Source organism: Salinicola halophilus, from assembly GCF_003206155.1.
GTDB lineage: Bacteria > Pseudomonadota > Gammaproteobacteria > Pseudomonadales > Halomonadaceae > Salinicola > Salinicola halophilus.
The window spans coordinates 888,445-902,668 of sequence record NZ_PZJV01000001.1 but is presented as its reverse complement, the minus strand read 5'-3'; the positions used below and the strand labels follow the sequence as shown (position 1 = coordinate 902,668).

Sequence of the window (14,224 nt, the reverse complement as noted above, 5' to 3'; positions counted from 1 at the left end):
GGCCCCACGGCTTGTTCACGCCGGGTGGCCGGCCTAAGATGGCTGCGCCGAATCGGCTTGCCCGATGCGCTTGTCGAAGCGACATTGTAAAGCACGCGATGAATAAATCGACGCGCGTGGTCAGCGTCGGAAACGGCCAGTTGATTGCCGGTAAAAGACAGTCGACAAAAAAGCCGTCGTGCAAGAACCGTCCAGAAAGAACCGTCGAGGAAGAGAGGTCCCATGCGCATCCTGGTGGATGAAAACGTGCCGCTGGCGGAAGAGTTCTTCGGCGAACTCGGCGAGGTGTCGCGGCAGTCCGGCCGCGAGATGACGCCAGAAAGCGTGCGCGATGCCGATGTGCTGATCGTGCGTTCGGTGACCCCGGTAACGGCCGAGATGGTCGAGGGGTCATCGATCAAGTTCGTCGGCACCTGCACCATCGGTACCGATCACATTGACCAGCAGGCGCTCGCCGACCGCGGCATCGGCTTCGCGAGTGCCCCCGGCAGCAACGCTGATTCGGTGGTGGACTACGTCCTCTCGAGCCTGCTGCTGCTTGCCGAAGAGGAGGGGGTGTCGCTCTCCGGCAAGACGGTAGGGGTGGTCGGCGCCGGCGAAGTCGGTGCAAGGCTGGCCTCGCGGCTGGACGATCTCGACGTGGACTGTCTGATCTGCGACCCGCCCCGCGCCGCCGCGGAAGGGCGAGACGATTTCCTCGATCTCGATACGCTGATCGAGCGCGCCGACATCCTCTCGCTGCACACGCCGCTCGTCGAAGCGGGCGAGCACGCGACCCGCCACCTGCTGGATCGTCGTCGCATCGAGGCGCTCAAACCCGGTACGGTGCTGATCAGTGCCGGTCGCGGCGACTGCCTCGACGGCGACGCCCTGCGCGAGCGTCTGTCCCGGGCGCAGGATCTGCGCACCGTCATCGACGTCTGGGAGCACGAACCCGCCATCGACGAAGCGCTCTACTCGCTGGTGGACATCGCCACGCCGCACATCGCCGGCTACAGCGTGGACGGCAAGATGCGGGGTACCGAGATGATCTATCAGGCGGCGATGCGCCACTTCGGTCTCCCGGCGCGGCGCAAGCTGGGGCAGCTGAGACCGGATCCGTGGCTGAGCAAGATCGTCCTGCACGGCTGGACGCCGCCGCTGGATGCGCTGTCGCTCTGCGCGCGAGCCTGTTACGACGTCCGCCGCGACGTGCTTGCCTTCGATCGCTACCGCCGCCGCCTGGGCATGGCGGCAGGCTTCGATAGCTACCGTCGTGAATATCCGCCGCGTCGGGAGTTCCAGACGCTGCGGGTCGAGCTCAAGAAGAACAAGGGTGAGCTTCGCGATGCTCTCGAAGGCGTCGGATTCAGCGTCAAACTGAAGTGATCCGCGCGCTGTAAGCGCCTCCGCCCCACCGTTGCCCCTCCTCGAGACGCGACCGAGCCGCATGCCGCCTAACCGGCGGTTGCGGTTTCGATCGCGGCATCCTCCTGTTTGACCACACGATGGCCGTCCTCGTTGCTGCCGCGCTTCCAGTAGCTCGAGAGGTAGATGGCGCGCCTATCCACGCCGCGCTCGTCGATCAGATGTCGGCGCAGCTTGCGCATGCCAGAAAACTCGCAGGCCACCCAGATGCCGAGTCGGCCGGCGGGCCACGCCAGTGCCTTGACCGCGTTCACCAGTAGATCGCTGTCGCTGCCCGGGTGCGGATTGATCAGATACTCGATCGTCATGCCGGCGGGCAGGTCGAACGTCTGCTCGTCCGCCTCGTCCGATACTTCGACGATGACGTGTCCTCGGGCGTACGGGGGCAGGCGCTCCAGGTTGGCACCGATCGCGGGTAGCGAGGTCATGTCGCCGACCAGCAGGTTCCATTCGGCGTCTTCCGGCAGGCGTTTCACCGGCCCCGGCCCGGCGATGAGGATGTCGTCGCCGGGCTGGGCGCCGGCTGCCCAGCTCGAGGCGGGGCCGCCGTCCTCGTGAAGCACGAAGTCGACGTCGATCTCATCGCCGCGCTGCGCGCGAACGGTGTAGGTGCGCATGCGGTCGCGGCCCTCACCGTCGGTCGGAAACACGAGCTTGATGTGGGCGCTCGGCTGATCGGCGGGGAAATCCGTCATGCCGTCGCCGCCGAGCGTGAGGCGCAGCATGTGCGGTGTGACTTGCTGACGCGCGAGTACCGTGAAGGGGCGGGGAGGTGTCTTGGCCATGGGGGCTCCGTGTCAGTCGAGGTTATGGATCATGCGCTGGCTCAGGCGGGTGAAGGCGTTCAGGTCGTCGCGGTCCAGCTCGGCGGCGAGTCGTCCATGAACGTGGCGTTCGCTCTTGTCGACGCGAGTCAGCAGCGCCTGGCCCTCGACGGAGAGCGCCAGTATCTGGCGGCGGCCGTCCGCCGGATCGGGACGTTTGACGACGCTGCCGGTATCGATCAGCTCGCGTAGCAGCCGGGTGATCTGTGCCTTGTCGCGCTGCAGGTAGGCCGCGATACCCTGCGCCGTGGTCGGTGCAAGGGCGCGGATCGACTTCAACGCCCGAATCTGAGCCACCGTCAGCGACAGTCCGGCGTCGTCGTAGGCGCGTCTGAGCGCGCGCCGGTAAGCGTGCAGGAGGTGATGAAGGGTCTCACCCGCAGGAACATCCGTCGTCATGGCTTGGCGTATCAAGTTGATAATATCAACCAATTAAACGCTTCGGCGAACGGTAATGTCAACCATTCTCATATGGGGCGCTCATTTGAGAGCACCCGCACGCCCCACGACGGCGTCGGCTACCGCTACATCTACAGCGAGACGGCGCGGCCGATGAACTGAATCGGGCCGGTCGGGCGATCCAGCGGCGATCCACCGGCGTTTTCCAGGGTGAGTTCGAAGAGCTGGTTCTCTTCGAGCGGTGGGAGATCGTCGAGCGTCAGACGGCGCGTCCGGTTGGCTTCGACCAGGCCAAGGGATACCGGGCCGCTCCAGTCGTCGGCCTTGGTCCAGAACTCCAGCGTCTTGCCCGCGGGCACCTGAAAATCGTCGAGCGGAATCAGTTCGATGTCGCGCTGCGATCCGGCTTGGACCATCCAGCCGGCCTGAGTGTGTTGCGGTGTCGATAGCACGACCATATAACGCGGGCCGCGCTCTGCGGGATTGAGGGCCAGCAGCAGGGCCAGGCCGATGGCGGTAACGATGCTCGCCAGGCTCACACCGCGCCATAGTGTCAGGCTCTGCCACAGCGCTCCCCAGCTCGATCCGCGCGGCGAGTCGCTCATCTTGGCGGTATGGCTGGCGGCGGTGGTCTCGGCATCGGCAGGTCGCTCGGCGACGCTGCGCTCGATGCGTGACCATAGCGCAGGCGGCGGCGTCAGCGGCTCGACCATGCTGGCGTAGGGGGCGAGTCGCGACTCCCAGCGGACGACGGCTTCCCGCAGTGCGGGTTCCTGTGGCAGGCGCCGCTCGACGTCTCGACGCGCAGTGGCGTCGAGCGTGCCCAGCACGTATTCGCCGGCCAGCTCGTCCAACGTCTCGGCACTCATCGAGGAGTTTGGCGCGTCATCGGTCATGAGAGGCACTCGCGCAGTGACTGTAGGCTGCGTTTAATCCAGGCTTTGACGGTTCCCAGCGGACGGTCGAGCCGTTCGGCGATCTCCGAATGGCTGTACCCGTCGACGTAGGCGTGGAACAGGCAGTTGCGACGCTCGGGCTCGAGAGCCTTCAGACAGCGATCGAGATCGCCGCGCCCCTGCCAGTCGAAGGTGTCTTCGATCTCGGCACTGGCGGTGAGCGAGCGCTCGGCGTCGAGCTGCTCTGCGGTCGTGTCATCCACGGTGACCTCTCGATACTGTCGGCGCACGTGATTCAGTGCCAGATGACGCGCAACGCTGAAGATCCAGGTCTTGCCGGAGCCTCGTTCGGCGTCGAAGGTGTGCGCCTTGGTCCAGATGTTGACGAAAGCGTCGTGAATGATGTCTTCGGCGAGGGCACGGTCCTGGACGATACGCTGGACAACGCCGAGCAGACGCGCGCCTTCCAGTCGATAGAGCGTCTGCAGTGCGCCGTGATCCCCTGCGGCGCAGGCTTCGAGCAGGCGGCCGTGCTCTTCGTTCGGATTGTTGTGAGTCACTCGAGCATCCCTTGCGTCGAACCCGCAGGCGGGGTCCTCGAGGATCAGTCTACGAAAAGCGGGCCCGCCGTGGCGAGCCCGCATCCCTGCGATCTTCCTCTCGGCGATCAGCTCGCTTTGAAGAAGTTGTAATCCGCCTGATATTCGACGATCTCGGTGTCGCCTTCGTTATCGGCACTGCACGCCATGTCGGGCGCCACGCCGCCCTGGGTGTTGAGGCGCTGGACGTAGGTGACGTCGGTCATGTGCCCCTCACCGTCGGCCGGGTTGGCCTCGACGAGCTGCAGCGGGATGTTGCCGTCACCGCCCGGTGCCTTGCCGATCTCGGTGCCGGTGATCTTGGAGCCGTCGCTGGCTTCCCAGGTCGCCGGGGGACCGTAGTAGCTGCCGACCTGGTTGCCGTCAGCGTCGTTGAGCTTGGCGTCCGGGCCCTTGAAGACCCAGGCGTAGTCGCCGTCTTTCATTTCGCAGGCGTAGGTGATCTCACCGACGCCGACCGTCTCCATGGCGATCTCGTTGCCTTCCGGGACCTGGACTTCCTCGGGTGTCATATCGGCCAGCGCGGCGACACTGAGTCCGCTGAACAGGGCGGCGGTGATCGTTGCGCTTGCGAGTTTCCGGGTTGTCATGGGTTCTCTCCTGGCTGAAGTCGTTGACTGCATAAGGGGCAAGACGCATCGCCTTGCCATTGGATTACCGCCGACGCCCGCCAGCGGATGCAGCCGCGTGAACTTTTTTTCGAGACGGATTTCGACGACCCTTTCTGCGGCCCCGCGATTCCGTCGTCACTGCGGGATATCGCGAGCCGCGCCTGCCGCAGGGGCGAGATGGCCGTGGCGAGCGCTCGAGGCAGTCAGCAATCGGGCGCAGAGCGGGTAGAGCGCCAGTGCCAGTGCGATTCCCACCAGCGGCGGCAGCCAGGGCGAGAGCCAGGCGCCAACGGTGGCCAGCGCGTAGGTCACCAGCCCAGGTAGCGCGAAGGCCGGCAGGGCGATGTCCGCAAGCCTTGGATAGCGAGCGCGTCGGGCGAAGAGAAAGTCGGCGATGATGACACCACCGAGCGGCGGAATGCAGGTGCCCAGCGCAATCAGGAACGGCACCAACAGCGTGTCCATTCCGGCCAGCGCCAGCAGCGTACCGACGGCTGCACCGGCGATCGTGACGCGCCCGCGACGCCGGGTGCGCAGCAGGTTGCAGCCGGCGGCGGCGAAGTTGTAGATGGTGTTGTCCTGCGTCGTCCAGAGATTGAGAAACAGCATGATGAGCCCGACGACGGTGAGCCCTTGGAGCGTCAGCACTTCGACGACGTCGGGCGCGCCGTAGACGAAAGCGCCCACGGCGCCGATCAGTATCATCAACCCGTTGCCGATGAAAAACGCCAGCAGCGTTGCGACGACGGCCTGGCGCGGCGTTCGGGCGAATCGACTCCAGTTGCTCGCCTGCGTTGCACCGGAGACGAAGGTTCCGAAAATCAGCGTGATGCCTGCCGTCCAGCCCAGACCGCCGTCCGGCGTCATGTCAGCGAGACCTTGCCAGCCACCGCCGTCGCGCCAGGCGATGACCATGCTCGTCGCGATCAGGATCGTCATTGCCGGCACCGCCAGGTTCGAAAGCCAGGCCAGGCCGCGATAACCGATCACGGCCGTGAGGCAGAACCCGAAGCCGAACAGGAGCATCAGCGCGGTCGTCCAGCCCGGCGCCAGCCCCAGTGTCGATACCAGTACTTTGGCGATCGTCGCTACACCCCACGCATACCAGCCCACCTGGGTGATACCCAGCAGCAGATCGGACAGCGCACTGCCGCGTGTACCCAGCGCGAACCGTGCCATCAGGGCGGTGCTCAGCCCCGAGCGCGCGGCCATGAAAGCAATGACTGCCGCGTAGGCACCGAGCAGCAGGTTGCCGACGACGATGAGCGTGATCAGTTCGGACAGCGCGAAGGCCTCGCCCAGTTGGCCGCCGGCGAACATCGTCGCGGTGAAGAAAGTGAAACCGAGCAGCACCATGACGAGCGAGGCGAACGGCTTGCGCGCACTCTCTGGCACTTCGCTGAGGGGATAGTCGGTGTCGGTATGGGTTGCAGTCATGGCTCGTGATCTCGACGGGGGATCCCGTTTCACTGCAAAGAGCGTGCCGTCGGACGTCTAACCGGCGTTATCGGCGTGATGCGTCGGTGTGAGCGCGTCAGAGACGGCGACAGATGCACTATCGAGGTGCAGCTCGAGGGTGAGTAAGGCTGAATGGAAAACGCCCTGCACCAAGGCAGGGCGTGAAGTAGGTGTCGAGTCGCCGCCGGCAAACCGGAACGTTCGCCGCGCTCGGGATCAATCCCGGTAGGCGGATTCCTTGAGCGCGCGGATTCGCTCGTCGAGCGGCGGGTGACTCGCGAAGAGCTTTTCCATGACCTTGCGCGTCTGGCCGGTGGTAATGGCGAAGGCGGTCAGCGAATCCGGCATCTGGTCGGGCTGATCGGTTTCCGCCTTGAGTCGCGAAAGCGCGTTGATCATTGCGCCGGCACCGGCAAACTTGGCCCCCGCCGCATCGGCGCGGTATTCGCGAAAGCGGGAGAACCAGGCGACGATGATCGACGCGACCAGTCCGAAAACGATCTCGGCGACGATGACCACCGCGAAGTAGCCCATGAAGCCCAAGCCGCCACCGCTGTCGCGGCCGCGCAGGAAGCTGTCCACCAGCTGGGCGACGATGCGGGCGAAGAACATCACGAAGGTGTTGAGCACGCCCTGGATCAGCGCCAGCGTGACCATGTCGCCATTGGCGACGTGGCCGATTTCGTGGGCGAGGACGGCTCGAACCTCTTCCGGGCGCATGCGCTCGAGTAGTCCCTGGGAGACCGCGACCAAGGCATCGTTCTTGTTCCAGCCGGTGGCGAAGGCGTTGGACTGCTGCGCCGGGAAGATCGCGACTTCCGGCGTCTTGATGCCGGCCTGCTGAGCGAGCTCGCGCACCGTCTCCAGGAGCCACTGCTCGTTCGAATTGCCGGGTTGTTCGATGACGCGGGCCTTGGTGCTCATCTTCGCCATCCATTTCGAGATGAACAGCGACACCAAAGAGCCGGCCATGCCGAAAACGAAGCAGAAGATCAGCAGGCCGTTCATGTTCAGCCCGTTGGCGTTCAGATACGGCTCGACGCCGAGCAGTCGCAGCGTGATGCTCGCAACGAGCACCACCGCGAGGTTGGTTGCCAGAAACAGGATGATGCGCATCATCGGTCGTTACCCTCAGTCATGGTAGGCCTCCGCAATGGTGCGGACGCGTTGGTTAGCCTGTTTATTGTTTTTGCGACGAATCAGTCGTTTATGAAAGCGTTAGATACGTCTTTCCGGTAAGGGTTTCAAGCGCACGACGTTTCGCCATCGTCGCAAAGGGGGCTGGGGCACGAGGCAACCCGCGACCCTCTGGCATCTCACTGACGATAGCGCGAGAGGAAGCGGGCGAAGCGGTCGATGGCGTCACCGAGCTGATCCGCCCACGGCAGCGTGACGATCCGCACGTGGTCGGTATCCGGCCAGTTGAAGGCGCTTCCCTGGACGAGAAGAATGCGCTCCTGCAGTAGCAGGTCGAGCACCATCTGGGCGTCGTCGTGTATGGGGTACATCTCCGGGTCGAGTCGCGGAAAGGCGTAGAGCGCCCCTTTGGGCTTGACGCAGGAAACGCCCGGAATGGCGTTGAGTTTCTCGTGGACCACGTCGCGCTGCGCCAGCAGTCGTCCGCCGGGCAGGATCAGATCGTTGATTGACTGATAGCCACCGAGCGCCGTCTGGATGGCGTGCTGGGCGGGAACGTTGGCGCAAAGCCGCATCGAGGCGAGCATGTTGAGCCCTTGAATGAAGTCTTCGGCGTTGTGCTTGCCGAGCCCGCCCGAGAGGATCATCCAGCCGGAGCGGAATCCGGCGCAGCGGTAGCTCTTGGAGAGGCCGTTCATGGTCACCACGAGCTGGTCGTCGGCGGCGAGCGCGCCGGTCGAGACGTGCTCGACACCGTCGTAGAGGATCTTGTCGTAGATCTCGTCGGAAAACACCACCAGGCCGTGCTGGCGAGCGATGGCAAGGATCTCCTTGACCACGGCAGGGGGGTAGACGGCGCCGGTCGGATTGTTGGGATTGATCAGCACGATGGCGCGGGTGCGCGAGGTGATCTTGTCGCGGATGTCGGCGATGTCCGGCGACCAGTCGGCGGCCTCGTCACACAGATAGTGTACCGGACGGCCGCCGGAGAGATTCGCGGCGGCGGTCCAGAGCGGATAGTCCGGCGCGGGAATGAGCACCTCGTCGCCGTCGTCGAGCAGCGCCTGCATCGCGATGGTGATGAGCTCGGAGACGCCGTTGCCGATGAAGATGTCCTCGACGCCGACACCCGGAATGCCTTTGCGTTGACACTCTTGCATGATCGCCTTGCGCGCCGAATAGAGCCCCTTGGAGTCACAGTAGCCCTGGGCGGTCGGCAGATTGCGCATCACGTCCTGAAGGATCTCTTCGGGTGCTTCGAAGCCGAAGGTGGCCGGGTTGCCGATGTTCAGTTTAAGGATGCGGTGGCCTTCGTCCTCGAGGCGTTTGGCATGCTCGAGAACGGGGCCGCGAATGTCGTAGCTGACGTTGTCGAGCTTTTGCGATTTCCGAATGGGGCTGTTCATCGTGATTCCATGTGCGCACGGCAGGTAGGGCTGCCGGGTGAGTCGTGATCGGGGCGCAGCGCGCCGGGGAAAGCATAGCGCAGCGGCGCGGGGGACAAAATCGGCTTGCGGGCGATGGCGTCAGTCGATGGCCGGCTCGTCGTTCGCGGGTGCTTCGACACTCGGCTCGTCGTCGGGAAGGGCGGGCGGGGGAGGCGGAATGTCCGTCGGCAGCTCCAGCGTCACGCGGCCGAGCTTGCCGTCGCGGAGTTCGTGAAGCAGCACTTCGGCACCGCGATGCAAGTTGACGACGCCACCGGCCTTGAGCCCGCCGCGCTTGCGCGCGATTTCGGTAAGAATGGCGTGGCCGTCGAAGCCGGCGCTGGCCTGAAGATCGACGAGCCGCGGCCCATCGGCGTCTACCGCGTCGGCATCGGTGGGGGTGGCGTAGGCCGGCAGTTCACCGAGCTTGTAGCGCTCTCGAAGGGCATCCGGATAGCGCTTGGCGAGTTCCGCGGCGCAAACGATGGCGACGTCGACGTACTCGATGGCGGTATCGCGAATCGCGCCGCTGGCGGCCAACCGATGGGCGCTCGCCTGGTCTTCGATCTTCGGCCACAGCACGCCGGGGGTGTCGGTGAGGGCGACGCGACCGTCGATGCGAATCTTCTGCTGGCGCTTGGTGACGGCGGGCTCGTTGCCGGTCTTGGCGATCTTGCGCTTGGCCAGGCCGTTGATGAGGGTGGATTTTCCCACGTTGGGAATGCCCATCACCATGACGCGAACGTCACGGTCGGCGCGCACCTGGCCCGCCAGCTCATGGCACAGCGCCGGGATCGGCTTGAGTTCGCGGCCCTGGGTCGTCGTCACCGCGATCGCGCGGCTGTCGGGCTGGGCGTCGAAATGCGCGATCCACGCCTGCGTGGCGTCCGGGTCGGCGAGATCCGCCCGCGAGAGGATCTTGAGGACCGGCTTGTGTTCGGTCAGCTCGGCGAGCATCGGGTTGCCGCTGGAGTAGGGCAGGCGAGCATCGAGCACTTCGATCACGACGTCGATTTCCGGCAGCGCTTCCCGAATCTCGCGCCGCGCCTTGTTCATGTGTCCGGGGTACCAGCCGAGCATGGGGTTCTCCTGCGTCATCCTGGGTAGCTGGCGTCAGGGCGTCTCTCGCCCCACCAAAAAGGGCGGCCATTCTACCAGAACGGCCGCCCTCGGGAGCGGGTGGGACGACGTCGTCGCCCTTCAGTGATGCTAGGTCGTGCGGGTGGTCAAGACGCGACGATCACTCGCCGGCGTGAAAGGTGATGGCCACCGAGTTGATGCAGTAGCGCTGGCCAGTGGTCTCCGCCGGGCCGTCGGGGAAGACGTGGCCCAGATGAGCGTCGCAGCGGCGGCAGGTCACTTCGATGCGACGCATGCCATGAGTGGTGTCGTCATGCTCTTCGACAGAAGCGGCCGCCAGTGGTCGGTCGAAGCTTGGCCAGCCGCAGTGCGCCTCGAACTTGTGCTCGTTCTCGAACAGCGGCGCGCCGCAGCAGATGCAGTGATAGATGCCCTGCACCGGCTCGACCTGATAGTCGCCGGTGAAGGGGCGCTCAGTGCCTTTTTCGCGAGTCACGTGATACTGCTCCGGCGTGAGCTGCTCTCGCCACTCGGCTTCGGTCTTCTCGATCTTGCTCATCGTCGTTCTCCTGACCTGAGTCGTGTTGCTCGCCACGAGCTTATGGCTCGCCGAGCGCGTTGCTTTCATTACAGGTTATTTGGTGTCGACTGACCAGTACCGATGCGCCACCAACCGGACTGCATTGCGATGGCGCCCCACCGAGTCGACCGGTCGCTCTGCCGATGGGGGCTGCCTCTACTTGCCGAGTATTTTTCGGCAATCATTTCTCGGCGTTAGGGCAATCGTTTCCCGGCGTTAGATAGAGGGGTAAAGCGCTGCCCTATTGGCCGCATCGATGCTCGATAACGTCAGGGCGAAAATCGGTTGAATCAATGGCTTGACACTCAAAAAGGCGCTGAGTAATATACGCGCCACCTCGACGGAGCCGAGACATCACGTCCCATTCGTCTAGTGGTCCAGGACACCGCCCTTTCACGGCGGTAACAGGGGTTCGAACCCCCTATGGGACGCCACTCGACTCTTTCAAGGTTCGCTCGAATGCATGGCTTTCGGCGATCGGATGCGGGAATAGCTCAGTGGTAGAGCATCGCCTTGCCAAGGCGAGGGTCGGGAGTTCGAATCTCCTTTCCCGCTCCAGTTTTGGGTAGCGTAGATAGGTCGCATTGGGTCGTGAGCTGGATCGCCAGCCCGGTCGAATCTCCTTTCCCGCTCCATTTTGTAGTACTTGAAGTGCGATCGAAGGTCGTGAACCGGAACGCCGGTCCGATCGATCTCCTTTCTCGCTCCAATTTGCGTCCCATTCGTCTAGTGGTCCAGGACACCGCCCTTTCACGGCGGTAACAGGGGTTCGAACCCCCTATGGGACGCCACTTCGATGATCATTGGGTCATCTCGTCGAAGCTTGCTTCGACCGACAAGCGGGAATAGCTCAGTGGTAGAGCATCGCCTTGCCAAGGCGAGGGTCGGGAGTTCGAATCTCCTTTCCCGCTCCAGTTTCATAATGCCGACGCGCCAGTGTCGGTATGCAGTAACCCGAAACGCCTCCGCCGTTTCGGTGTTTGCGTCCCATTCGTCTAGTGGTCCAGGACACCGCCCTTTCACGGCGGTAACAGGGGTTCGAACCCCCTATGGGACGCCACTTTTTTCCTGCCTCGCGTTAGTTTCATCGATCGATTCGTCGTCGCTGCACGTGACCCAGCGTTATAACGATAGTGGCAATTCGTCTGCTCAATATTGATTCGCGAAGAATCGACCCCATATTGGCGGGCAATCCAACTCGTGAACCCACAAGGACACCCTGATGGCAGAACCTGCACTGTCCATCCGCGGGCTGACCAAAGTCTACGGTAATGGTTTCGAAGCGCTGAAAGGCATCGATCTCGATGTCGGTCAGGGCGATTTCTTCGCGCTGCTCGGTCCCAACGGCGCCGGCAAGTCCACCACGCTCGGCATCGTCTGCTCGCTGGTCCAGAAGACGGCGGGGCAGGTAAAGATCTTCGGGATCGATATCGACAAGGACTTCGCCAAGGCTAAGTATCATCTCGGCGTGGTGCCGCAGGAGTTCAACTTCAGCCAGTTCGAGAAGGTCGAAGATATCATTCTGACGCAGGCCGGCTACTACGGCATGTCGATGAAAGAAGCGAAGCCGCGCAGCGATCGGCTGCTCAAGGATCTCGGCCTCTGGGACAAGCGAAGCGGCGCCGCGCGGATGCTCTCCGGTGGCATGAAGCGCCGACTGATGATCGCCCGTGCCCTCATCCATCGCCCCAAGCTACTGATTCTCGACGAGCCGACGGCGGGCGTGGATATCGAACTGCGCCGCAGCATGTGGGAGTACATGCGCCGTATCAATCGAGAGGAGGGCACCTCGATCATCCTCACTACCCATTACCTCGAGGAGGCCGAGAGCCTGTGTCGCAACATCGCGATCATCAACCGAGGTGAGATCGTCAAGAACACCTCCATCCGCGAACTGCTCACCGAGCTCGATACCGAAACCTTCCTGCTGGATCTCGCGGCACCGGTCGAGACGCTGCCAGTGCTCGATGGTTTCGAGCTCGAACGTGTGGATGCCCAGCAGCTTTCACTGTCGGTTCGCAAGGGGACCAGTCTCAACGACGCCTTCGAGCAGCTCTCCGCGCAGGGAATCAAGGTGCTGTCCATGCGTAATCGCGCCAATCGCCTTGAAGAGCTCTTCGTCTCGATGACCTCTCAGCCTGACGCCTCGAGCGACATCGACGGCGCGCCATCCACGTCGGCCAAGGAGACGGCGTCTTGAATAATCGACAACTGCTGATCTCTCTCTGGACCATGGTGGTCAAGGAGATTCGTCGCTTTTTGCGCATCTGGCCGCAGACGCTAGTGCCGCCCTCCATCACCATGACGATGTACTTCATCATCTTCGGCAATCTGATCGGCTCACGGGTGGGCGAGATGCACGGCATCTCCTACATGTCCTACATCGTGCCGGGCCTGATCATGATGTCGGTGATCACCAACAGCTACTCCAACGTCGCCTCGTCGTTCTTCTCCAACAAGTTCCAGCGCAGCGTGGAGGAGATGATGGTGTCGCCGATGCCCAACTGGGTCATTCTGGGCGGTTTCGTCATTGGCGGCGCGGCGCGCGGGCTCGGCGTGGGCCTGATCGTCACGCTGGTCTCGTTCTTCTTTACCGACTTCAGTCTGCACCACCCGCTGCTCACCTTAAGCGTGGTGATCATGACGGCGCTGCTGTTCTCCATCGCGGGATTCATCAATGCGCTACTGGCGAAGAAGTTCGACGATATCTCGATCATTCCGATCTTTGTGCTGACGCCGCTGACCTATCTGGGGGGCGTCTTCTATTCGATCGATCTGCTGCCGGACGTCTGGCAGAACATCGCCATGATCAATCCGATCCTCTATATGGTGAATGCCTTTCGCTACGGCATTCTCGGTATCTCCGATATCCCCGTGACCGGGGCGCTGATCGCCATCGCCGTCTTTATCGTCGTGTTCTGGAGCCTGGCGCTGTGGATGCTCAATCGCGGCAAGGGGATTCGCTCGTGAGCCTCTATCGTCCCGAGACGCTGACCGATGCACCGCTGGGCCAGGCCTCGGCCTATCCCGAGCGTTACGACCCGGCGCTGCTGTTCCCCATTGATCGAGCGGCGAATCGTGAGCCGTTGGGGATCAAGGATACGGCGCTGCCGTTCGTCGGTGGCGACGAGTGGTGGGCCTTCGAGCTCTCCTGGCTCGACCCTCGCGGCAAGCCGGTGGTGGCCGTGGCACGGTTTCGGCTACCGGCGGACTCGCCACGCTTGATCGAGTCCAAGTCCTGGAAGCTCTACCTCAACGGCTTCAACCAGACGACTTTCGACGATCGAGACAGCGTGATCGATACGCTGCACCGCGATCTGACCGCTACCGCCGGCGTGGATGTCGCCGTCGAACTCTTCTCGCCGGATGCACCCGAACTCGCCCCGGCGCCGCTACCGGGCGAGAGCCTCGATGAGCTGGACGTGGATATCGACCGCTACGCGCCGGCGCCGGAACTGCTCGTCTGTGATGAGGAGACAGTCGTCGAGCAGACCCTGCACTCGCATCTGCTCAAGTCCAACTGTCCGGTCACCGGTCAACCGGACTGGGGTAGCGTGGTGATCCAGTACCGCGGCCCACGCATCGAGCCGGCATCGCTACTGCGCTATATCGTCTCCTACCGGCAGCATCAGGATTTTCACGAGCACTGCGTCGAGCATCTGTTCGTGGACCTGATGGCGCGATGCCGTCCCGAGCGGTTGATGGTGATGGCGCGCTACGTACGCCGCGGTGGTCTCGACATCAACCCGTGGCGAGCCACGCCCGGTTGGGCGCCGACGTTACCCGCGAGGCTGCTGCGCCAGTGA

14 protein-coding genes and 5 tRNA genes are annotated in these 14,224 nt (G+C 63.5%); 9 read left to right on the top strand and 10 right to left on the bottom strand.

Annotation, left to right across the window (positions count from 1 at the left end; genetic code table 11):
- Positions 1-222: 222 nt before the first annotated feature.
- The gene (pdxB, locus tag DOM33_RS04090) at positions 223-1,368 is read left to right on the top strand and encodes a 4-phosphoerythronate dehydrogenase PdxB (protein WP_110666046.1); all 1,146 of its coding nucleotides are present in this window, start codon (positions 223-225) and stop codon (positions 1,366-1,368) included.
- A gap of 68 nt (positions 1,369-1,436) precedes the next feature.
- On the opposite strand, the gene DOM33_RS04085 is transcribed toward pdxB, so the two are convergent.
- The 10 genes from DOM33_RS04085 to msrB all read right to left on the bottom strand — a co-directional run bounded on the left by DOM33_RS04085 (position 1,437) and on the right by msrB (position 10,397).
- Positions 1,437-2,192, bottom strand: a complete 756-nt coding sequence (locus tag DOM33_RS04085; protein ID WP_110666044.1) for a siderophore-interacting protein — start codon at positions 2,190-2,192, stop codon at positions 1,437-1,439.
- Positions 2,193-2,204: 12 nt separating this feature from the next.
- On the bottom strand, positions 2,205-2,630 hold the full coding sequence (locus tag DOM33_RS04080; protein WP_110666042.1) for a MarR family winged helix-turn-helix transcriptional regulator: 426 nt from the start codon (positions 2,628-2,630) through the stop codon (positions 2,205-2,207).
- A 131-nt stretch (positions 2,631-2,761) separates the two neighbouring features.
- Positions 2,762-3,526, bottom strand: coding sequence for an anti-sigma factor (locus DOM33_RS04075; protein WP_110666040.1), 765 nt, complete (start codon positions 3,524-3,526; stop codon positions 2,762-2,764).
- Positions 3,523-4,086: a sigma-70 family RNA polymerase sigma factor gene (locus tag DOM33_RS04070; RefSeq protein ID WP_239495258.1), complete on the bottom strand. Its 564-nt coding sequence runs from the start codon at positions 4,084-4,086 to the stop codon at positions 3,523-3,525. The genes DOM33_RS04075 and DOM33_RS04070 overlap by 4 nt, the downstream gene beginning before the upstream one ends.
- Before the next feature lie 107 nt (positions 4,087-4,193).
- Positions 4,194-4,715, bottom strand: coding sequence for a DUF3455 domain-containing protein (locus DOM33_RS04065; RefSeq protein WP_110666036.1), 522 nt, complete (start codon positions 4,713-4,715; stop codon positions 4,194-4,196).
- A 156-nt stretch (positions 4,716-4,871) separates the two neighbouring features.
- Positions 4,872-6,173 (bottom strand): cytosine permease, encoded by a 1,302-nt coding sequence (codB, locus tag DOM33_RS04060; protein ID WP_110666034.1) that lies wholly within the window; start codon positions 6,171-6,173, stop codon positions 4,872-4,874.
- A 237-nt stretch (positions 6,174-6,410) separates the two neighbouring features.
- Positions 6,411-7,313, bottom strand: a complete 903-nt coding sequence (gene htpX, locus DOM33_RS04055) for a protease HtpX (RefSeq protein WP_110666032.1) — start codon at positions 7,311-7,313, stop codon at positions 6,411-6,413.
- Positions 7,314-7,510: 197 nt separating this feature from the next.
- Positions 7,511-8,737: a pyridoxal phosphate-dependent aminotransferase gene (locus DOM33_RS04050; protein WP_110666030.1), complete on the bottom strand. Its 1,227-nt coding sequence runs from the start codon at positions 8,735-8,737 to the stop codon at positions 7,511-7,513.
- 120 nt (positions 8,738-8,857) lie between these two features.
- The gene (ylqF, locus tag DOM33_RS04045) at positions 8,858-9,838 is read right to left on the bottom strand and encodes a ribosome biogenesis GTPase YlqF (protein WP_110666028.1); all 981 of its coding nucleotides are present in this window, start codon (positions 9,836-9,838) and stop codon (positions 8,858-8,860) included.
- Between the two features lie 160 nt (positions 9,839-9,998).
- Complete coding sequence (msrB, locus tag DOM33_RS04040) at positions 9,999-10,397, bottom strand: peptide-methionine (R)-S-oxide reductase MsrB (RefSeq protein WP_110666026.1); 399 nt, start codon at positions 10,395-10,397, stop codon at positions 9,999-10,001.
- Positions 10,398-10,776: 379 nt separating this feature from the next.
- Here msrB and DOM33_RS04035 point away from each other — a divergent pair.
- From DOM33_RS04035 to queF, 8 genes are all read left to right on the top strand, one after another.
- Positions 10,777-10,852 (top strand) — tRNA-Glu (locus tag DOM33_RS04035).
- 49 nt (positions 10,853-10,901) lie between these two features.
- Positions 10,902-10,976, top strand: a tRNA-Gly gene (locus tag DOM33_RS04030).
- Positions 10,977-11,133: 157 nt separating this feature from the next.
- Positions 11,134-11,209: transfer RNA gene (locus DOM33_RS04025), tRNA-Glu, on the top strand.
- Between the two features lie 48 nt (positions 11,210-11,257).
- Positions 11,258-11,332 (top strand) — tRNA-Gly (locus tag DOM33_RS04020).
- 70 nt (positions 11,333-11,402) lie between these two features.
- A tRNA-Glu gene (locus DOM33_RS04015) sits at positions 11,403-11,478 on the top strand.
- Between the two features lie 162 nt (positions 11,479-11,640).
- Positions 11,641-12,618: an ABC transporter ATP-binding protein gene (locus DOM33_RS04010; RefSeq protein ID WP_110666024.1), complete on the top strand. Its 978-nt coding sequence runs from the start codon at positions 11,641-11,643 to the stop codon at positions 12,616-12,618.
- Entirely contained in the window at positions 12,615-13,388 is a 774-nt protein-coding gene (locus DOM33_RS04005; protein ID WP_110666022.1) for an ABC transporter permease, read from the top strand. Before DOM33_RS04010 ends, DOM33_RS04005 begins: the two co-directional genes overlap by 4 nt.
- Complete coding sequence (gene queF, locus DOM33_RS04000; RefSeq protein ID WP_110666020.1) at positions 13,385-14,224, top strand: NADPH-dependent 7-cyano-7-deazaguanine reductase QueF; 840 nt, start codon at positions 13,385-13,387, stop codon at positions 14,222-14,224. Before DOM33_RS04005 ends, queF begins: the two co-directional genes overlap by 4 nt.

Bases quoted from the DNA above. Each gene is read 5' to 3' on its own strand.
- pdxB (WP_110666046.1), top strand. From the start codon at position 223: ATGCGCATCCTGGTGGATGAAAACGTGCCGCTGGCGGAAGAGTTCTTC.
- DOM33_RS04085 (WP_110666044.1), bottom strand. From the start codon at position 2,192: ATGGCCAAGACACCTCCCCGCCCCTTCACGGTACTCGCGCGTCAGCAA.
- DOM33_RS04080 (WP_110666042.1), bottom strand. From the start codon at position 2,630: ATGACGACGGATGTTCCTGCGGGTGAGACCCTTCATCACCTCCTGCAC.
- DOM33_RS04075 (WP_110666040.1), bottom strand. From the start codon at position 3,526: ATGACCGATGACGCGCCAAACTCCTCGATGAGTGCCGAGACGTTGGAC.
- DOM33_RS04065 (WP_110666036.1), bottom strand. From the start codon at position 4,715: ATGACAACCCGGAAACTCGCAAGCGCAACGATCACCGCCGCCCTGTTC.
- codB (WP_110666034.1), bottom strand. From the start codon at position 6,173: ATGACTGCAACCCATACCGACACCGACTATCCCCTCAGCGAAGTGCCA.
- htpX (WP_110666032.1), bottom strand. From the start codon at position 7,313: ATGATGCGCATCATCCTGTTTCTGGCAACCAACCTCGCGGTGGTGCTC.
- DOM33_RS04050 (WP_110666030.1), bottom strand. From the start codon at position 8,737: ATGAACAGCCCCATTCGGAAATCGCAAAAGCTCGACAACGTCAGCTAC.
- ylqF (WP_110666028.1), bottom strand. From the start codon at position 9,838: ATGCTCGGCTGGTACCCCGGACACATGAACAAGGCGCGGCGCGAGATT.
- msrB (WP_110666026.1), bottom strand. From the start codon at position 10,397: ATGAGCAAGATCGAGAAGACCGAAGCCGAGTGGCGAGAGCAGCTCACG.
- DOM33_RS04010 (WP_110666024.1), top strand. From the start codon at position 11,641: ATGGCAGAACCTGCACTGTCCATCCGCGGGCTGACCAAAGTCTACGGT.